We start from the raw sequence: 17,916 nt of genomic DNA on the forward strand, positions 1-17,916 counted from the left end.
CGCCCGAAGTACGTTCTCTGGCGCGCTTGCCAGCCTGCGATGAGGTCAAGGTTTTCGCAGGCTGGTGTAGCTTGACATGGCATACTGGTTCCCATACACTGTATATCACACAGTATGTGTTATACAGTGTATGAGGCGTAGTCTATGGATGAAGAGGGCGACCTGTATGAAAGCCTGCGCGCGGAACTCCGCCGCGGTTCGCTGGGCCTGGCCGTTCTCGCTCGCCTGAGGGTCGAGCGCTACGGTTACACCCTGCGTCAGGCCCTGGCCGATGACGGCCTGGAGATGGAGGAAAGCACCCTCTACCCCCTGCTGCGCCGGCTGGAGAGCAAGGGGCTGCTGAACAGCGAATGGCGCGAGGAAGAGAAACGCAAGAAGCGCTTCTACGTCCTGTCGCCCGCCGGCGAAGCCATGTTGCAAAGGCTGATCCAGGAATGGCGGACCATCAATATGTCGCTTGAGAAGATAACGGGCGAAAGATAACCGGGGAGCGTTGATCATGAACATGCTGGAAGACTATCTGCGCGCCGTATCGCGCCTGCTGCCGCGGTCGAAGCGCGATGACATCGTTGCCGAACTGCGAGACGAGATCCTGACGCGCATCGAAACCCGGGAAGCCGAACTGGGCCGGTCCCTGCGCGATGCCGAAGCCGAACAGTTGCTGCGGGATTTCGGCCACCCGATCGTGGTGGCGGCGCGGTACCGAGACGGCCCGCAATATGGAGTCGGGCCGGCGCTATATCCGTACTGGGCTTTTGCCGTGCGCTTCGCCGTCATCATCCAGCTTTGCGTCTCGGTGATCGTCTTTGTCGTCAAGGCCTTAAGCGGCGGCAATATCGCCGAGGCCTTCGGCTCAGCCATCGGTTCCGGTGTCACCGGCACCATGACCCTTATCGGTTTTGCGACCGTGGCCGCCTGGCTGGCCGAGCGCAAGGGCATCAATATCGACTATCTCAACACCTGGTGCGTCCAGGATCTCCGCTTTCTCGATTTCGCATTTTGGGACTGGACCGATGTCCAGGATTGGATGGCACAGATGAAGACGACAAAACACGCCACGGCCACGGCCGGCTTCGATTTCAGCCATGACTTCCGGGCGATCGGACAGTCGACGACGGGGCGCGGGATCGCCATCATCGTCGGTGGGGTGGTCCTTATCCTGTGGTGGGTCGGCCTGCTGCGCTTCGGCTTCGCCACCATTTCGATCGATTTCGCGGCTCTGGGCCTCAATCCGGGCGCGCTGCCCCAGGTCGACTGGCCGGCGTTCAAGGCCGAAATGTTCGGACCGTTCGTCGCCTATTTCGCCGCCCTGATCACCTACGGCTCTGTGATCCTGATCCACCCCGCCGGCATCCGGCTCCGTGGCGCTATCGATATCGTTATCGGTGCGTTGGCCGTTATCCTTGCCGCCTGGATCGGCATGACGTCGTCGATCGCCCCTCTGGTCGGTGTCGACAGCGTTGCCCAACTCATTGAGCGGGTCCTGGCCTTTGTGGCGCACCCTGTCCCTGTACCGCTGGAAACGGTCGTTACTCTGATCCTGACCTTCACGGCGATCGGCGGTGTCTTCCGCGCCCTGGGCGGCCTGTGGGATCTCGTCTCCGGCGGCTACACCGAACGGGGCCGTTTGACAGGCCAGTCCGCTTAACATGCCCGTCCGCTTGACAGATTGGGGCGAAGCGGCGTTTTGATGCGGCATGGAAAATCGGATCATACTTGACGAAGGGTTGAGTCCGGAGCAGATCGTGGCCGGCCAGTTGGCCGCGTACAACGCCCGTGATATCGAGATGTTCATGTCGTTCTGGGAGCTGGACGCCGAGATCTACCAGCACCCCGACACGCTCCTGGCCAGGGGCTATGGCGATATCCGCGCCCGCCATGTCGTCCGTTTCCTGGAACCCGACCTCAAGGCCGTATTGGTCAGCCGGACCGTCATGGGCAACCGCGTGGTCGATATAGAGCGTGTGACGCGCAACTTTCCGGATGGCAAGGGTGAGGTCGATGTCGCCGGCATCTATGAGGTTCTCCATGGCCGGATCAGGAAGGCGTGGTTCCTGACCGGCCCGCCGCGGATGGCAGTAGCAAAAGCCTGATCCTTCCGCGAAGCGGCAAGTCCTGCAGGATTGGAACCGCGAATGAACGCGAATAAACGCGAATGTCTTTGATAATTTCAGTCGACCGAGTAGATTGACCGAGACCTGTTGAACGCCGATTGGCGCTCATCTTAATTCGCGTTTATTCGCGTTTATTCGCGGTTCCAAAACACGTAGATCCCGCTGCGCGGGCTTCAGTTGTCCTTGACCATATCCACAGTGGCCGGGCAGCCATCCGTCTTGCACGGCAGGGCGTCGTTCCAGCGTAAAATCCGCACCACATTCTCGCCGACATCGGTGCGCGGATCGATCGGTACGACAATCACCCGGCCGTCGACAGGCGCCTTCAGGGTCGCTGTGACATCGCCGAAGGCATTGGTGATCACCGCAACCTCGTCGCCCGCCTTAACGTCCTGATTCAGTTTCACCCGGGTGTGCGCCCAGCCGCCATGCGGTGACTTGACCTCGTAGCTTTCGTTGCCGATGAAGGGGGCCGGTCCGGTTGTCGACACCTGACCGTTCAGCATGCCGGCATCGATCATGACATTGCGGACGCCCGTGAGCGCCCGGCCGATATAGGCCTCATCCCAGGTCTCCGCCGTTCCCAGTTCATAGGTGACGGCCGGAATCTCGACCCCGTTCAGCATGTTTTCGACGGCGCCTTCAATGCCCGGATCCATATGGATGACGTCTGGACGCAGCAGGTCGCCGAGATGACGGGCTGCCCGGGTTTGCGCAAAGACAAAGGCCGAATAGGTACCGCCGCGCGACTGGGTATGCAGGTCGACGGCGAAGTCGGCATTGCCCATGAACAACTGCGACCACAGCCGGGCGGCAAAGCGCGTCGCGGCATCGGTGTCGCCGGCCACGGCGTCCGGATCCGACGGAATAAGCCGGTTCAGGTTGCCGCCGGCGCCGCCGTGGCTGGAGGTATAGGTGCGTGTCGAATGCAGCAGACCGGGCGTGTTCAGGCCCGGAACCGTCACCACCGTACCGCTCAGGCTTTTCGGGTCCAGGTCCTGAGTCAGGCGTTGCAGGACGGCGATGCCGTTCAGCTCATCGCCGTGGATGCCGGCGGTGAGCAGAAAGTTGGGACCGGGCTTTTCACCCTTGACCACCACCACCGGGACATACCAGGCCTGGCCCGTCGGATTGTCCTGCGCCCGGAACCACAGCTTTGTCCGTCCTACAGGCAGGTCCGCAGCGTCCAGCTTCTCGATCACCCGAGCGCCGTCGATACGGTCTCCCGTGTAGAGCGTAGCGGCTGGACAGGCTGTCGCCGCCAACAGGGCCGCGGCAGTCAGGCCTGCGGCGACAAGACGGGGGGCGACAAGACGGGGCAGGGGTTTCATAGGGCGTCTCAGGCAAGATGATGACTTACTATGCCCCGTGCAGTTCGTGATCACAAGGTGATTACATTGTTACGCTGGCTGCTCGGCGCGCCAGGCGATAAAATCGGTAATGGCCTGGAGGGTAATGGCTTCGAGATCGGGGGTGATGACCCCGAAATCGAGGTGCTGAGCCAGGCGAGGAACCAGGTCGCTGTTGGCATACTGGTCGTAGATTGCCCTGTCGTCTGCCGTCATGGTCGATGGATCCGCGGTCAGGGACGGGTCGCCGCCCTGTGCGACCAGTTGCTGGACGTATCTGATCTGCGTCAGCCGCAGCAGGACCTTTAACTCGTCCATCGTGAACTTGTCGGCGCAACTGGCCGCGAGCTTGCGATTCAGAGCCGTTTCCTGGGCATAAAGACCGTCCGTGTAGAATTTGACAAGTCGGGTCTGTTCCACAGGAGTAAAGCTCTTGATGGTTTCGTCGGCCAGCAGGGTCTGCGTACCGGCGCGGGCCATGACGTTGACCACCTTCAGATTTCCGATGATCCGCGCGGTGATGTCCAGTTTCGCGGCATCTACCTGCTGGGCGATGGCAACCGCCGGCGAAGCCGCCATGGTGACGGAGCTGACCGCGAGGGCGATGGCGGTGATAACGGCCTTGTATGACATCGGGAAAGCTCCTGTAAGTGGTTTAACTGCCGTGCAAGCGTGTCGTTGCAGCCTTTAAGGCTTCCTCGACAAGCATAGTGTTGCCGGCAGGGTCGAATTCGGTAAAAAATTTGACCACGAAGGGTTGCGCCGCCAAACGGCCGAACACGGCGCTGTCGGTGCGGCTCATGCTGGACGGATCAGGCCTGGGCCGGGACGGATCGGCGCCGGCCAACACCAGATCCTGAACGTATGTAATCCGGGAATACTCGGCGATCTGGTTCCACTCACCTTCGGTAAACCGGCGGACCTGTGCCTCAGCGATCGCATCGACAATTGCCGGGCGTTGCGCCTCTAGCGCCTCGACCGCCAGCTTATAGAGCTCGTCGCGGTCGGTTTTGGGCCACGAACTATAGACTGTATGCGTGTCGAGGCTGGCTCGCAGATTGACCAGGGTCGCTTCAAAAAAATGGAAATTCCCGATGGTCTCGCGCGCCCGGCTGAGGCTGACGTCGGAGACCTCCGTCGCCGCCGTTTGGGCGAAAGCCTGACTTAGCGGGGTAGCGCACAGCGAAACAGCGAGAAGACAAGCCGTGACGATGCGCATGGCGTCCTCCGATTGCGTCCGCCTATTGGCCGGATTCGAACTGCTTGACGATCTGATATTGCGCCAGGCGAAGGTCCAGTTCGGCGGCGCGGTCGATCTTGCCGTCGTCGTTCAGGCGCAGGAGGGTCAGCTTGCGCTGCGGGTCGATGTCGAAGGCGACGATCAGCTGCATCACTTCCTGCGACGTCAGGGTGTTGGCCTGATTGCGCGCGGTCAGATCGAGGATGCGGTCTTCCAACTCGGTCTGGGCAACGGCGGCGATGGTCGCTAACCGCACCCGGTCGGTTTCCGACAAGGTGTTAAAGTCGATATGACGGGCAATTTCCTGGATGATCAGCTTCATGTGCTCGCGCGACACGAAAAAGCGCACCAGTTCTTCGGTCCCGTCGACGCGATACAGGGTCCGCACCAGGCCAACTCGTTCTTCAAAGGCGGCGTTCCCCGCCGGTACGGCGGCAAAGGTAGCCACCTGTTCGGCCGTGGCATTCGGGTCGGGATTTTCGAAGGCGGCAACGATGGCACGGCCAGCCTGCTGGTCCCATTCGGCAACTTCGGGCAGGTTCAGCCGGACGCCAAAGCCGGTAGCCACGCCAAAGGCCAGGCCGGCCGGCTCGGATTCCGGCGCGCTGAGCGCCAGCAGGTTGTCCAGAGTCCGTTGATCCGGCGCCGAAACGGTGGCGACGTCGCTGCCTTGCAACATGCCCGGTGTAATGATGGCGTGGCCGCTGTCGGCGCGGTCCGCCTTGACGGGGCCGCCATGGCCCATATTTTTCATATAGGCGTCGAGTTGCTTCGACTGATCAGCCGAAAGGGGAGTCTGTGCCTGGGCGGCCCCGGCGGCTAAGGCCAGGACGAGAGAGGCAGCGATGAGACGTAAACGTGCGGACAATACTTACTCCCCCGGGAATATCTGAAACTGCGGATCAGCTGGCCATCGATTCCCGGAAGGTCTTGATGATCTTGACGACGGCCTCGACCATGAAGGCCTGAACCTGCTGGGAATTGGCCTCGCTCTGCACGAACTTGGCGGAATTGTATTTCGCCGCCGCCACCGAAGAGTTGGCGGCGATCAGCTGCTGGATTTCGCCGGCGCTGAAGGAAGCCGATTGCGATACGGCGATGGCCTGGATCAGCTCAGCCTCGGTCTGTCCGAGGATGCTGCCGGCGATCGAGTCGTAACGGGCGCTGTCTTCGGCCGACAGCGACGGCTGACCGGAGCGTTCGATCACGATCAGACGGGTCGCCGCCTTGGTGCTGCCGACAACATTGCGGATGTTGCGCGACTGGCCGTTAACTTCCATCAGCTGCTTGTAGAGATCGACCTTTTGCTGAGCATTGGCCGAGTCGGCGGCATCATTGAGCTGGGCCAGGGCGGGCGTCGCGACATCGCCCGCGGCGACGGCGTAGAGGTTGGACGGTGCAGCGTCGACGATCGCCTGCGCCAGCACCGGCGAGGCAAATATGGAACACAACAGAGCGGCGGCAACCACGCGGATCGTCTTCATGACGAACATCCCCCGAAAGCCAAAAAAGTAAACGGACGATAAACCGGGGGATGGCGGGTGGCAAGGCTTGAATCCGATTGTCGGCCGCATTCCCGCCACGACTGTGGCTGGAATGCGCAGATTCGCTTTTTTGGCTCACTTTTAGCTCAAATGCCGCATGGCCGGCGGCGTGCAGTCGCACGCTGTAAGGTCCGAATGCGTCTGGCGCATTCGGACCACTTTTAGCTAAAACGCTGCATGGCTCGCCGCAGGCTGTTGCGCCCGAATGCCGCGGGCGCATTCGCACCCTTGCTTTTAAATCAGGGTGCCATGGCAGTGCTTGAACTTCCTGCCGGAGCCGCACGGGCAGTCGCCGTTGCGCGATGTCCGTTCCCAGCCGGCCGGCAGGGCCGAAACCGGCAGGTCGGCGCGCTGGTCCGGTGTCAGGTCGTCGGTCAGTTGCGGGCCGCGCGCATTCTGACCGGTCAGAGGGTCAAGATGGACCTCCTGGAACTGTCGGCGGGCGTGCTCCAGTTGTTGCGCGAAGGCCGGTTCCGGCTCAGGCTCAGGCGCCTGGAAGCGGATTTCCATGGTCATCAGCCAACGGGTCACCGACTGGCGCAGATTGACCAGAAGCGCCTCGAACATCGAGAAGGCTTCCGTCTTGTACTCGTTCAGCGGATCACGCTGGCCGTAGCCGCGCAGGCCGATGACGGCGCGCAGGTGGTCCAGGTGCATCAGGTGCTCGCGCCAGTGCATGTCGATCATCTGCAGCAGGAACTGCTTTTCGAGCGACTTCATCTGCTCGGCGCCTAACATGTCCAGGCGCTCTTCCATCTTGCGCGCGGCAAACGACTGCAGCCGCTCTTCGAATTCCTCGTTGGCGATGCCTTCCTCGGCAGCCCATTCTTCCAGGGGCAGCTCCAGGCCGGTCAGGGCCAGGACGCGCTCCTTCAGGCCGGCGATATCCCACTGCTCGGCATAGGCCTTAGGCGGCAGGTGCTGCTCGACCAGGTCGTGGATGGTGTCCTGGCGGAATTCCTGGATCAACTCGCTCAGCTCGTCGGCGTCCATGAACTCCTGGCGCTGTTCGAACACCGCCTTGCGCTGGTCGTTGACGACGTCGTCATACTTGAGCAGGTTTTTGCGGATTTCGTAGTTGCGGGCTTCCACACGCTTCTGCGCCGTGGCGATGGCGCCATTCAGCAGCTTGTGGGTAATGGCTTCGCCTTCTTCAACACCCAGCGTCTTCATCATGGCGTTGAGACGGTCGCCGGCGAAGATGCGCATCAGGTCGTCTTCGCACGACAGGAAGAACTTGGATTGACCCGGGTCGCCCTGACGGCCGGTACGGCCGCGCAGCTGGTTGTCGATACGACGGCTTTCGTGGCGTTCGGTGCCGAGAACGAACAGGCCACCGGCGGCCAGGGCCTTCTGCTTGAGGTCGGCGACCTGGGCTTCGATCTGGGCGCGCTTGGCCAGCAACTGCTCCTGGTGGACCTCGGCGCCGGCCGCATCCTGCTCGGACAGCCAGGCTTGCACGCGCATGTCGACATTGCCGCCCAACTGGATATCGGTACCGCGACCCGCCATGTTGGTGGCGATGGTAACCGCCCCCGGTACGCCGGCGTCGGCGACGATCTCGGCTTCCTGTTCGTGGAAGCGCGCGTTCAGCACGTTGTGCGGAATGCCCTTGCCGGACTTCCATACGATATCATAGGCGTCTTCGCCCGCCTTCAGGATTTCCTTCTTGTCGGCGCTGGCGAAGTTCGGCTTCAGGGTCCGTGACTGCTCGACCTTGTAGCTGTAGTTGTTGAGGAACTGCGACAGGGTTTCCGACTTTTCGATCGACGCGGTGCCGACCAGGATCGGCTGACCCTTGACATAGCAATGGGCGACCTGGGCGGCGATGGCGTTGTATTTCTCGACTTCGGTCCGGTAGACTTCATCGTCGTCATCGATACGCTTGATCGGGCGGTTGGTCGGGATTTCCAGCACGTCCATCTTGTAGATGTCGCCGAATTCCTGCGCTTCGGTGGCCGCCGTCCCGGTCATGCCCGACAGCGTTTGGTACATGCGAAAATAGTTCTGGATGGTGACCGAGGCCAGGGTCTGATTTTCCGGCTGGATCTCGACCCGTTCCTTGGCTTCGATCGCCTGGTGCAGCCCTTCCGACAGACGGCGGCCGGTCATCATGCGGCCGGTAAATTCGTCGATCAGGATGATCTCGCCGTCCTTGACGATATAGTCCTTGTTCAAGGTATACAGCGTATTGGCGCGCAGCGCCTGATTGGCGTGGTGGACCAGAGAGACGTTGATCGGGTCATAGAGCCCGGCCGAGTCCTCGGCCAGGTGACCGCCGGACTCCATCATTTCCTCCAGCCGTTCCGAACCGTATTCCGACAGCAGCACCTGGCGCTGTTTTTCGTCCAGTTCGAAGGTCGCCGGGTCCTGGATCAGTTCCAGGATGGTGCCGTTGAGGATCTTGTACAGTTCCGACCGGTCTTCGGTCGGGCCCGAAATGATCAGCGGTGTGCGGGCTTCGTCGATCAGGATCGAGTCGACTTCGTCGACGATGACGAAGTTGTGGCCGCGCTGGACCATGTCGTTGCGGTGATAGGCCAGATTGTCGCGCAGGTAGTCGAAGCCGAATTCGTTGTTGGTGCCGTAGGTGACGTCGGAACCGTAGGCCTGCTTGCGCTGGGTCTGGGACAGACCCTGGACGATGACGCCGGTCGACAGACCCAGGAACCGGTAGACGCGGCCCATCCATTCGGCGTCGCGCCTTGCCAGGTAGTCATTGACCGTGATCAGGTGGACGCCCTTGCCGGTCAGGGCGTTGAGGTAGACCGGCGCCGTGGCGACCAGCGTCTTGCCTTCACCCGTCCGCATTTCGGCGATACCGCCCTTGTGCAGGATCATGCCGCCGACCAGCTGGACGTCGTAGTGGCGCTGGCCGATGGCGCGCCAGGCGGCCTCGCGCACGGTGGCAAAGGCTTCGTCCATCAGGCTGTCGAGCGTGGCACCCTTCGCCAGGCGTTCGCGGAACAGCACTGTCTGGTGGGCCAGTTCTTCGTCGCTCATCGCCTTCATTTTCGGCTCAAGGACGTTGATCTTCTGGACGCGGCTCATGAAGCCGCGAACCTTGCGATCGTTGGACGAGCCGAATAGCATTTTGGCGATGGCCAGCATAGTAGACCTTAATACTTAGTGTCCTGAGGCGCTCGCGCTCGAAACGGCGGCAAATTAGCCTGAGGGATGTAGAGGGTTGAGTCGATAGGCGCGAAGTTTCTTTTATGTGACCCGAACTTTAGAAACGAATCTCTGGCACCGGCCAAATCTTCATCGGAATGAAACGGGTTCTGGGTCAAATAAGCCGGAAAAAGCGCTTTTCAAGCACGGGCACTGACTTAAGCGGCAGAATGGTGTATGTCAACGCAGCCGCCCGATGTGTGAAGCTTTTGGGTGAATATGTTTTAGGGGCCTTTGGGACATTTGGGACAGTTTATGATCGGACGCCGCGGTTTCCGCCTCGCCTTGACCTTGCTCGCCGCCGCAACCCTCAGTCTGGCGGCCTGTGATAAACCCACCGTTACCGATCGTCCGCCGGAACCCGGCGACATCGCGGTGGCGAAAATCGACGGTGAAACCGTGTGGGCGTCTGACGTCCGCGCCGAAGCCGTCGCCCAGGGCGCCATCGGCCCGGGTGAGCCCCTGGATCCGACCTCGGACATGTTTGCCCGTACCCTCGAAGAGGTGATCGACCAGCGCCTGCTGGCCAAGGCGGCCCGCGCCAAGGGACTCGACAAGTCGGTCGCTGCTCAGCGCCGTTTGCAGGCCGCGGAGGACCGGATTCTCGGCGACATGTTGGTCGAAAACACCATCGACCGCGACATCGATGAAAAGTCGATCAAGGAACATTACGACGAGCAGGTGAAGCTATCGAAACAGTCGGAGGAGATCCGCACCCGCGTCATCTTGCTGAAAAGCAAGGAAGAGGCCGACAATGTGATGAAGGCCGTCCAAGGCGGTTCGCTGTTCGAAGCCATGGCCATGGAACGCTCGATCGACCAGACGACGCGCTTTTCGGGCGGTGACATGGGCTATTTTACCACCGATATCATGCCGCAGGCCTATAAGGGCGTGCTGTCCACCGCCAAGATCGGCGATACGGTCGGCCCGGTCCAGGCCGAGGGTGGCTGGGCCATTTTGCGGGTTGAAGACCGCCGGCCGGAGCAACTGCCGTCGCTGGAAGAAGAACGGCCGATCATTATGCGCTACCTGATCTACAACCAGGTGGCGGGCCTGCTGGAAAGCCTGCGCAAGGGCGCCAAGGTCGAAAAGCTTATCGAGAAGTCGGCCCTGAGCGACCGCGCCGGCCAGGAGCCGGCCAATGCGCCCGCTCACGCTGTCGAGGACTCGGCCAGCGCCAGCGAGGAGGCCAGCGCGTCCACCCCGGCAACGGGCAAGGGCAAACCGGTCGCCATGTCGGTCCCGATGGGCGAGGCCAAGCCCGGCTCGTCTAAGCTGATCGGGACGGCCAGGGGCGGCTAAACTGTCTCCGCCGAAAACCGTTGGCGAAGCGGACGCCGTCTGATAAGGCCAGCCGGGTTTAGCAAGACGTCTCATGTTTATCCAAAAAGCGGCAGTTCACTTTTTGGCATGAGGCTTTCCCGGGAGCCGCGCCATGTCCAAGCCGCCAGCCTCATCGTCCAACCCCATGGCCAGCCTGGCGGCGCAGGGCCTTGAGCGTGCGCTTGACCCGTTTACCACCGCGATTTCCCGTGCCGTGCAAAAGGGCGCCGAATTGACGTCGAACCTCGTTCATGGCGTTGAGGCGCCCAAGCCGGCCGCCGCGGCGCCGGGCAAACCCGGCCTGGCCATATCGCCGCTGGCCGTGCCCCTGCCTGAGATGCCGCCGGTGGGCGGCGTCCAGATCGCGACCGACCGCGCCGGCTTTTACAAGCATGAACGCAAGGACGTGCTGCTGATGAAGTTCGCCGAGGGCACGACCTGCGCCGGCGTCTTCACCCGCCATACCATCGGCTCGGCGCCCGTCGACTGGTGCAAGAAGCAACTCGACGCCAATGAAGGCCAGGATATCCGCGCCCTGGTCTGCAATGCCGGTTGCGCCAACGCCTTTACCGGAAAGCTGGGGGCGGACGCTGCCCGCCGCACCGCCTCGGCCCTGGCGCGGCGCATCGACTGCCGCCAGCGCGACATCATGCTGGCCTCGACCGGGGTGATCGGTGTGGTGCTGGACGACAGCAAGATCGCGTCGCGGCTCTACGACCTGGAAAAGAACCTGCGTGCCGACGCCTGGCACGACGCCGCCCAGACCATCATGACCACCGACACCTTTGCCAAGGGTGCCTCGGAAGTCGCCGAAATCGACGGCGTCAAGGTCCGCATCAACGGCATCGCCAAGGGCTCGGGCATGATCGCGCCCGACATGGCGACCATGCTGGCCTTTATCGCCACCGACGCCACCCTGGCGCCTGGTGTGCTGCAAAGCCTGCTGGCCCTGTTTACCCGGACGACGTTCAATTCGGTGACGGTCGACGGCGATACCTCGACCAACGACACCTGCCTGCTGTTCGCCACGGGGGCAGCCGGCGCGCCGCGCATTTCACGCGCCGGCGACAAGCGCCTGGCCGACTTCAAAACCAAGCTGGAGGCCGTCATGCATTCCCTGGCCACCCAGTTGATCCGGGACGGCGAGGGCGCCACCAAGTTCGTCAAGGTCAATGTCACCGGTGCTGCCAACCCGGCCTCAGCGCGGAAAATCGCCAAGTCGATTGCCGAAAGCCCGCTGGTCAAGACGGCGATTGCCGGTGAAGACGCCAACTGGGGCCGCATCGTCATGGCGGTCGGCAAGACCGAGGAACCGGTCGACCGCGAGCGTCTGGGCATTCGTTTCGGCGACCTGGTAGCGGCCGAGCACGGCGCCGTGGCGCTGAACTATTCCGAGGCCGCGATGAGCGCGTACATGAAGAATTCGGAGTTGGAGATCAGCGTCGATGTCGGGGTCGGCCGGGCGACGGCGCATGTTTATACGTGTGACCTGACGCATGGGTATATCAGCATCAACGGGGATTATAGGAGCTAGCACTTCCACTCAACCGGCCTTTTCCGCGACGCCTTAAGTTAGCTGCTCCGTTGAATTCTAAAGGTGAGATAATGGACGCGCGTGAGAAACATGCTCTGTATTCAAATCTGCGGGAAAACATCGTCGAGCACGTGTTTATAGGTCAATTGTTGCAACGCTTGTGGCAGTTGGGCATCGTAGATGCGGAAATCCTGAAAAGTGAATTTGATGCTGGCGGCTATGATCTTGTTCTAAGCTGCAGATCGGTCAACCGCCATATCCAGCTAAAGGTTGGTCGCGTAGACGGTACCACTGCGGAAGTTAAGGTCAGCACGAAGCTAGCGGGGCGTGCCAGTGGGTGCGTCGTGTGGATTCTCGTGGATGACGATTTATGCTTCAAAGGCTTTCGATGGTTCGGCGCTGCTCCTGGAGAATCCTTGCCTGATATCAGCGCGTTCCCCGTTGCCAAGCACACAAAAGGCACGGCTGAAGGCGTTAAAAATCAAAGACCCGACCACAGGGTGGTTAAGAGAACTAAGTTTGAGTCGCTTAGCAACCTTGATCATCTCCTGGCCCGACTATTAGGCAAGGACATCATGAACTCACCCAATCCGCACATCTACATAAGCGCCGCTCACCTCGCCGACTATCTCTATGACGGCGACGGATTACCCGCATGAAAACCGTTCTTGTCGTTGCCGCAGCCCTGGTCGATTCCGACGGCCGTGTGCTGATCGCCCAGCGCCCCGAGGGCAAGCAACTGGCCGGCCAGTGGGAGTTTCCCGGCGGCAAGGTTGAGCCCGGTGAAACCCCGGAAGCCGCCCTCATCCGCGAGCTGGATGAGGAACTGGGCATCACTGTCAAACAGGCCTGTCTGGCGCCCTTCGTCTTTGCCTCGCATACCTATGACGACTTCCACCTGTTGATGCCGCTGTACCTGATCCGGCGCTGGGAGGGCGAGCCGGAAAGCCGCGAGCACAAGGCGCTGAAATGGGTGCGGCCGAACCAGATGCGCGACTACCCCATGCCGCCGGCCGATGTGCCGCTGGTGGCGTGGCTGTGCGATTTCATATGACGCCGCTGGAGGTCTCCCTGGCGCGCATCGTCGCCGCGGCGCCGGACACGGACGACTGGTGGCTGATCGGCAGTGTCGCGGCCAGGCTGTCGGGCATCGATCTCGAACCGCAAGATGTCGATGTTCTGGGATCGCGCACCACCATCGAAGCTTTTGCACGCAATCTCGGCGGCGGGGTCGTTGCAGGTTCCGGCAGCGAGCGCTTTCGTTCGACGCCCTTTGTCCGGATCGAGATCGATGGTGGCCTGCCGGTCGAGCTGATGGGTGATCTGCATGTCAACAGCGGTGGCTGGACACCTTTAAGGGTTAAGACGCGCGTGGCGCTGACCACGGCGGCGGGCACGGTCTATGCGCCTTCCCTTGCCGAACAAGCCGATATCTTCGAAGCCTTCGGCCGGCACAAGGACCTGACCAAGGCGCGTTTAATAAGAATGTGAAGCGGAAGATATTTCACGGGTGATAAGGTTGCCGCCGGTTAAGGATTAACCTTCCGGTAAGGTTGGTTAATTTTAACCATTTTTACATACTTTCCGTTAGGGCGGACGTGGCAAAATAACCGTGTTCAGGGAGACACCCTATGCTTCACGGTCCAGAAATTCGGTCCGGCATGAGCCCGGACATCGCCGACTATCGCGCCCGGCGCAAACACGGCCGCCATCGCGGCGACCAAGCTGCCAAGGGCGGTCGCAAAGGCCTGTCCAGCCTGATTTTCCTGGCCGTCCTGGCTATTGCCTTCATGGTGTGGACGCACAACGGCACGCTAAACAGCGTCATGAACGTGGTCGTGGGCACGGGCTGTGCCGTGGCGCATCACCTTGGCCGGCCCCGCACAGGCGACACCAACTTTTGGGCTGACGGCAAGTTCAACGAAGACGGCGGCTGCGAAGGCATCGGTTAGAGCCCGACCTTTTGGCCTGAACCTTTGGGAAGTCCTGACGCCGCGAACCTGCTTTCTACAGAAGGAAATTGGAACCGCGAATGAACGCGAATAAACGCGAATAGTCTTCGTTACCGGCCACAACTCAGTTGCGGAAGGTCTGGTGTTGACCGCCTCTGACGCGCCCTAATTCGCGTTTATTCGCGTTCATTCGCGGTTCCAAACCTGCCTTCCTTGACGCCCAAGGCGTCGGCCAGGCGGGTCTTTGCAGAGCCCGGCCGCAGCGGCTTCTGCTGCGATTCGTGCGCCTTCCATCCGGACAGGGTGATGATCTCGAACGTCGCGGTAATGCGGCCCTCGTCGTCTGCAAAACGCTCAAAATAGAGCTCGGTCATGCGTTGAAGCAGGGCCCTGTTCAGCCCCTTCCGCGGCCGGTCATGCAGGATGTTGCTCTCGGCCATGGCGCGCAGATCGGCCATCAGCCGCAATGGATGCTCGTAGGACACCGTCACCCGGTCGGAGTCGACGACCGGCATCTGAAAGCCTGTCCGTTTCATCAAATCGATCAGATCGCCGCCTTCGGCAAACGGCGCAATGCGCGGGCCATAGCCGCCGCGAACCTCGATCTCGGCCTCCATCAGACAGCCGCGCAACTCCTTAAGGGTTTCGCCGCCAAACAGCGTGCCGATGAACAGGCCGTCGGGTTGCAGGGCGCGGCGGATCTGGACCAGAACACCCGGCAGATCGTTGACCGTGTGCAGCGACAGGGTCGAGATCACCAGGTTCAGGCTGTCGTCGCCGAAGGGAAGGGACTCCTCATCCAGGATCAGCCGCGCTGCGCCCGATTGCTGCGCCGACAGGGCCGGGGACAGGTCGCTTTCGATCAACAGGCCGACCTTGGCCGCGGCGGGGGTGTTGGCCAGTTCTCGGCCGAACCGTCCATCGCCCGAACCCAATTCCAGTGCGACATCAAACTGTCGGTTGATGGCCGACAGGGTCAGCAGGGTGTCCTCGATCGCCCGCTCACGCAAAAAATGGGCTTGCGCGAAACCGTTTGCGGCGCGATTTCTGCGGGAGGCCAACAAGCGTCGGTCGAACAGTCGGGGCGGGGAATCGGACATGAGCACGCGGGAATGAGGAAACTGTCGAGCTATGTAGGTCAGATCCGTTCCGAGGTTAAGGCCTTTGGCGAAGATCATTTGACGTGGGCGCATCTGCGCGGCACGGCCGGGCGGCTGATGGACGTCGTCTTTCCGCCCCATGGCCTGGGAGAGGTTGACGAAGACGGTGCCGGTGCCGTCGGCATGGAAGCCGGCCGGTGGTCGCGCATACGTTTCCTCGACCGGGATGGCTGCGATATGTGCGCCCGGCCGTTCGATGGCGGTCTGCATTTGGGCGTAGAGGGGCGCTGTACGGCCTGCGAAAGCGACCCGTTTCCTTTCACGCGCGGCCGGGCGGCCTGCCTCTATTCCGAAGCGTCGAAGGGTGTCATCCTGGGCTTCAAGCATGGCGACCGGCTGGACGCCCGGCCGATGCTGACGCGGTGGCTGGAACGTGCCGCGACGGATGTGCTTAGCGACTGTGATCTGGTCGCCCCCGTGCCGCTGCACTGGCAGCGACTGCTGGAGCGCCGCTATAATCAGGCGGCGGAACTGGCCCGACCGCTCGCGCGGCGGTTCGGCAAGCTGTATTTGCCGGATGGTTTGAAACGGGTGGAGATGACCAAGTCTCAGGGCCATGCCTCGGCCCAGATGCGCTGGGACAATGTCCGCAAGGCCTTCGCGGTGAGTGCGTCCGGGGCAAAGGCGGTGGCTGGGAAACGTGTCGTGCTAATCGACGATGTGTTTACCACAGGCGCGACCCTGAAAGCCTGCACTCGTGAACTGTTGAAGGCTGGCGCGGCTCAGGTCGATGTCGCCGTGCTGGCGAGGGCCGTACAGGAGAGGGCGTAAGATCTCATCGCCCACGCTTACCCTTTAAGTTTAGCAACCATTTTCCTATATAGTCTTGACGAAAGCGATGACATCGTCCGGTATGTCCTGGCGTTTTAAGAGTGTTGCATGGCCAAGATCGAAATCTATACCAAGCCCTACTGCCCCTATTGCGAGCGCGCCAAGGCGCTGCTCGAAGACAAGGGCGCCGAGTACAAGGAGATCGTCGCGTCCGGCGATCCCGACCTGCGCGCCGAGATGAACAGCCGCTCGGGCCGCTATACCTATCCGCAGATCTTCATCGACGGACTGCATGTCGGTGGCTGCGACGACCTGATGGCGCTGGACTCGCGCGGCGGTCTCGATCCCCTGCTGGCGGCCTAGGTGACCCTCGACGTCGCCCTGGTCCAGTTGACCACGCCGGCGGATGCGCGAGGCGCGCTGGACCACGCCGCGCCGCTGATCCGCGAGGCGGCCGCCATGGGGGCGCAACTGATCCTGCTGCCGGAATGCGCCAATTTGGTCGAGCAACGCCGTGAATTCAAAACCGGCAAGGTGGCGACAGAAGACGATGATGTGTTCGTTATCGGCGTCCGGGCGCTGGCGAAGGCGCGTAAGGTTTCGATTCTCATCGGCTCAGTCATTGTGGCGTCGGGGCGGGATCATCGCGCCGCCAACCGAACCCTTTTGATTGGGCCCGACGGCGACATCCAAGCGCGTTACGACAAGATTCATCTGTTCGACGCCGATACGCCTGACGGCAAGTCTTACCGCGAAAGCGCCACCATGTGTCCGGGCGATCAGGCAGTGGTCGCCAATACCCCTTCGGGCCGGCTGGGCCTCAGCATCTGTTATGATGTCCGCTTCGCTCATCTTTACCGTACCCTGGCCAAGGCCGGGGTCGATATGATCGCTGTACCGGCAGCCTTTACGGTGCCGACCGGGCGGGCCCACTGGGAAGTCATGCTGCGGGCACGGGCGATCGAGACCGGCGCCTTTGTCCTGGCCCCGGCCCAAGGCGGCGCCCACGAGGACGGCCGCCAGACGTGGGGCCACTCGCTGGTGGTCAATCCGTGGGGCGAGGTCATCGCCCGGCTGGATCACGACCGGCCGGCTATCTTAACGGCGACCCTGGATCTGGCGGAAGTGACGCGGGCGCGTCAGGCTCTTCCCCAACTGCAGCATGATCGTGTTATAGGACATCCATGATCAGGTATGCGTTGAGGTGTGAGGTCGATCACGAGTTTGAAGCGTGGTTCGCCTCGTCGGACGGCTATGACGAACAGATCCGCCAGGGCCTGGTGCAATGTCCTATGTGCGGCACCCAGAATGTGACCAAGGCGATCATGTCGCCACAGGTGCGCACCTCCAAAAGTGCCGATGCCGGGCTGGCCGAAGCGCAGAAGGCCGTGGCCGAAGCGATGCATCGTCTGCGTCAGCATGTCGAATCGACTCACGACTATGTCGGCTCGTCCTTCGCCAGCGAAGCCCGCGATATCCACGAAGGCCTGGCGCCGGACCGGCCGATCTATGGCGAAGCCACGCCGCAGGAGGTCAAGTCGCTGGTTGATGATGGCGTTCAGGTGGCGCCGCTGCCGGTGTTTTCACCGCCGACCGCCGATGGCGCGCCAAAACCTGTGCCGCCGGGGCAGGGGACGATCACACCGGCGAACCGGAAATTGAACTGAAGGCGCTATAGAATCCCCTCTCCCCGTTTACGGGGAGAGGTTAGGGTGAGGGGCCCTTTCTGAAGATACCGCATGAACGGAAGCGTCAGAA

Annotated in this window: 20 protein-coding genes; 13 read left to right on the forward strand and 7 right to left on the reverse strand. The window is 61.7% G+C overall.

All coding sequences use genetic code 11. The features are described 5' to 3' along the window. Positions 1-144 precede the first annotated feature (144 nt). The 3 genes from ABI_RS04785 to ABI_RS04795 are packed head-to-tail and all read left to right on the forward strand — an operon-like array spanning position 145 to position 2,093. The gene (locus ABI_RS04785; protein WP_006271715.1) at positions 145-483 is read left to right on the forward strand and encodes a PadR family transcriptional regulator; all 339 of its coding nucleotides are present in this window, start codon (positions 145-147) and stop codon (positions 481-483) included. 16 nt (positions 484-499) lie between these two features. After that, positions 500-1,648, forward strand: coding sequence for an HAAS signaling domain-containing protein (locus tag ABI_RS23405; protein ID WP_050808196.1), 1,149 nt, complete (start codon positions 500-502; stop codon positions 1,646-1,648). 49 nt (positions 1,649-1,697) lie between these two features. Then, a complete protein-coding gene (locus tag ABI_RS04795) occupies positions 1,698-2,093 on the forward strand; it encodes a nuclear transport factor 2 family protein (RefSeq protein ID WP_006271717.1) in 396 nt (131 codons plus the stop codon). Between the two features lie 194 nt (positions 2,094-2,287). Here the strand turns inward: ABI_RS04795 and ABI_RS04800 are convergent, their stop codons facing one another. The 6 genes from ABI_RS04800 to secA all read right to left on the reverse strand — a co-directional run bounded on the left by ABI_RS04800 (position 2,288) and on the right by secA (position 9,358). Continuing rightward, positions 2,288-3,445, reverse strand: coding sequence for a succinylglutamate desuccinylase/aspartoacylase family protein (locus ABI_RS04800; RefSeq protein WP_006271718.1), 1,158 nt, complete (start codon positions 3,443-3,445; stop codon positions 2,288-2,290). A 69-nt stretch (positions 3,446-3,514) separates the two neighbouring features. Further along, positions 3,515-4,096 (reverse strand): hypothetical protein, encoded by a 582-nt coding sequence (locus tag ABI_RS04805; RefSeq protein ID WP_006271719.1) that lies wholly within the window; start codon positions 4,094-4,096, stop codon positions 3,515-3,517. Positions 4,097-4,118: 22 nt separating this feature from the next. After that, positions 4,119-4,682, reverse strand: coding sequence for a hypothetical protein (locus ABI_RS04810; RefSeq protein ID WP_006271720.1), 564 nt, complete (start codon positions 4,680-4,682; stop codon positions 4,119-4,121). A gap of 22 nt (positions 4,683-4,704) precedes the next feature. Continuing rightward, positions 4,705-5,571 (reverse strand): hypothetical protein, encoded by an 867-nt coding sequence (locus ABI_RS04815; protein ID WP_006271721.1) that lies wholly within the window; start codon positions 5,569-5,571, stop codon positions 4,705-4,707. 34 nt (positions 5,572-5,605) lie between these two features. Further along, positions 5,606-6,187 (reverse strand): DUF2059 domain-containing protein, encoded by a 582-nt coding sequence (locus tag ABI_RS04820; protein ID WP_006271722.1) that lies wholly within the window; start codon positions 6,185-6,187, stop codon positions 5,606-5,608. Positions 6,188-6,481: 294 nt separating this feature from the next. Next, positions 6,482-9,358, reverse strand: coding sequence for a preprotein translocase subunit SecA (gene secA, locus ABI_RS04825; protein ID WP_006271723.1), 2,877 nt, complete (start codon positions 9,356-9,358; stop codon positions 6,482-6,484). A gap of 315 nt (positions 9,359-9,673) precedes the next feature. Here secA and ABI_RS04830 point away from each other — a divergent pair, with 315 nt between their 5' ends. The 6 genes from ABI_RS04830 (at position 9,674) to ABI_RS04855 (ending at position 14,227) form a co-directional block, all read left to right on the forward strand. Further along, positions 9,674-10,720 (forward strand): peptidylprolyl isomerase, encoded by a 1,047-nt coding sequence (locus tag ABI_RS04830; RefSeq protein ID WP_006271724.1) that lies wholly within the window; start codon positions 9,674-9,676, stop codon positions 10,718-10,720. Between the two features lie 133 nt (positions 10,721-10,853). Next, the gene (gene argJ, locus ABI_RS04835) at positions 10,854-12,275 is read left to right on the forward strand and encodes a bifunctional glutamate N-acetyltransferase/amino-acid acetyltransferase ArgJ (protein WP_040308591.1); all 1,422 of its coding nucleotides are present in this window, start codon (positions 10,854-10,856) and stop codon (positions 12,273-12,275) included. A gap of 71 nt (positions 12,276-12,346) precedes the next feature. Then, positions 12,347-12,934, forward strand: a complete 588-nt coding sequence (locus ABI_RS04840; RefSeq protein ID WP_050808197.1) for a hypothetical protein — start codon at positions 12,347-12,349, stop codon at positions 12,932-12,934. Continuing rightward, positions 12,931-13,329, forward strand: a complete 399-nt coding sequence (gene mutT, locus ABI_RS04845) for an 8-oxo-dGTP diphosphatase MutT (RefSeq protein ID WP_006271726.1) — start codon at positions 12,931-12,933, stop codon at positions 13,327-13,329. Before ABI_RS04840 ends, mutT begins: the two co-directional genes overlap by 4 nt. Further along, positions 13,314-13,766 carry a nucleotidyltransferase family protein gene (locus ABI_RS04850; protein WP_157138694.1) on the forward strand — a complete coding sequence of 151 codons (453 nt, stop codon included), beginning with the start codon at positions 13,314-13,316 and terminating at the stop codon, positions 13,764-13,766. Before mutT ends, ABI_RS04850 begins: the two co-directional genes overlap by 16 nt. A gap of 140 nt (positions 13,767-13,906) precedes the next feature. After that, positions 13,907-14,227 (forward strand): hypothetical protein, encoded by a 321-nt coding sequence (locus ABI_RS04855; protein ID WP_006271728.1) that lies wholly within the window; start codon positions 13,907-13,909, stop codon positions 14,225-14,227. 176 nt (positions 14,228-14,403) lie between these two features. Here the strand turns inward: ABI_RS04855 and ABI_RS04860 are convergent, their stop codons facing one another. Beyond that, entirely contained in the window at positions 14,404-15,327 is a 924-nt protein-coding gene (locus ABI_RS04860) for a class I SAM-dependent methyltransferase (RefSeq protein WP_040308593.1), read from the reverse strand. A gap of 12 nt (positions 15,328-15,339) precedes the next feature. Between ABI_RS04860 and ABI_RS04865 the strand changes: the two genes are divergently transcribed. The 4 genes from ABI_RS04865 to ABI_RS04880 all read left to right on the forward strand — a co-directional run bounded on the left by ABI_RS04865 (position 15,340) and on the right by ABI_RS04880 (position 17,825). After that, complete coding sequence (locus ABI_RS04865) at positions 15,340-16,158, forward strand: ComF family protein (RefSeq protein WP_006271730.1); 819 nt, start codon at positions 15,340-15,342, stop codon at positions 16,156-16,158. Between the two features lie 108 nt (positions 16,159-16,266). Then, the gene (gene grxC, locus ABI_RS04870) at positions 16,267-16,521 is read left to right on the forward strand and encodes a glutaredoxin 3 (RefSeq protein WP_006271731.1); all 255 of its coding nucleotides are present in this window, start codon (positions 16,267-16,269) and stop codon (positions 16,519-16,521) included. Continuing rightward, the gene (locus ABI_RS04875) at positions 16,522-17,346 is read left to right on the forward strand and encodes a carbon-nitrogen hydrolase family protein (protein WP_006271732.1); all 825 of its coding nucleotides are present in this window, start codon (positions 16,522-16,524) and stop codon (positions 17,344-17,346) included. Continuing rightward, complete coding sequence (locus ABI_RS04880) at positions 17,343-17,825, forward strand: DUF1178 family protein (protein ID WP_006271733.1); 483 nt, start codon at positions 17,343-17,345, stop codon at positions 17,823-17,825. Before ABI_RS04875 ends, ABI_RS04880 begins: the two co-directional genes overlap by 4 nt. The last annotated feature ends 91 nt before the right edge of the window (positions 17,826-17,916 follow it).

The organism is Asticcacaulis biprosthecium C19 (assembly GCF_000204015.1).
GTDB classification, from domain to species: Bacteria; Pseudomonadota; Alphaproteobacteria; order Caulobacterales; family Caulobacteraceae; genus Asticcacaulis; species Asticcacaulis biprosthecius.

Coding starts and splice junctions, on each gene's coding strand:
- ABI_RS04830 (WP_006271724.1), top strand. CDS start 9,674: ATGATCGGACGCCGCGGTTTCCGCCTCGCCTTGACCTTGCTCGCCGCC.
- mutT (WP_006271726.1), top strand. CDS start 12,931: ATGAAAACCGTTCTTGTCGTTGCCGCAGCCCTGGTCGATTCCGACGGC.
- ABI_RS04805 (WP_006271719.1), bottom strand. CDS start 4,096: ATGTCATACAAGGCCGTTATCACCGCCATCGCCCTCGCGGTCAGCTCC.
- ABI_RS04855 (WP_006271728.1), top strand. CDS start 13,907: ATGCTTCACGGTCCAGAAATTCGGTCCGGCATGAGCCCGGACATCGCC.
- grxC (WP_006271731.1), top strand. CDS start 16,267: ATGGCCAAGATCGAAATCTATACCAAGCCCTACTGCCCCTATTGCGAG.
- ABI_RS04810 (WP_006271720.1), bottom strand. CDS start 4,682: ATGCGCATCGTCACGGCTTGTCTTCTCGCTGTTTCGCTGTGCGCTACC.
- ABI_RS04880 (WP_006271733.1), top strand. CDS start 17,343: ATGATCAGGTATGCGTTGAGGTGTGAGGTCGATCACGAGTTTGAAGCG.
- ABI_RS04800 (WP_006271718.1), bottom strand. CDS start 3,445: ATGAAACCCCTGCCCCGTCTTGTCGCCCCCCGTCTTGTCGCCGCAGGC.
- argJ (WP_040308591.1), top strand. CDS start 10,854: ATGTCCAAGCCGCCAGCCTCATCGTCCAACCCCATGGCCAGCCTGGCG.
- ABI_RS04785 (WP_006271715.1), top strand. CDS start 145: ATGGATGAAGAGGGCGACCTGTATGAAAGCCTGCGCGCGGAACTCCGC.
- ABI_RS04795 (WP_006271717.1), top strand. CDS start 1,698: ATGGAAAATCGGATCATACTTGACGAAGGGTTGAGTCCGGAGCAGATC.
- ABI_RS23405 (WP_050808196.1), top strand. CDS start 500: ATGAACATGCTGGAAGACTATCTGCGCGCCGTATCGCGCCTGCTGCCG.
- secA (WP_006271723.1), bottom strand. CDS start 9,358: ATGCTGGCCATCGCCAAAATGCTATTCGGCTCGTCCAACGATCGCAAG.
- ABI_RS04865 (WP_006271730.1), top strand. CDS start 15,340: ATGAGGAAACTGTCGAGCTATGTAGGTCAGATCCGTTCCGAGGTTAAG.
- ABI_RS04820 (WP_006271722.1), bottom strand. CDS start 6,187: ATGAAGACGATCCGCGTGGTTGCCGCCGCTCTGTTGTGTTCCATATTT.
- ABI_RS04860 (WP_040308593.1), bottom strand. CDS start 15,327: ATGTCCGATTCCCCGCCCCGACTGTTCGACCGACGCTTGTTGGCCTCC.
- ABI_RS04840 (WP_050808197.1), top strand. CDS start 12,347: ATGGACGCGCGTGAGAAACATGCTCTGTATTCAAATCTGCGGGAAAAC.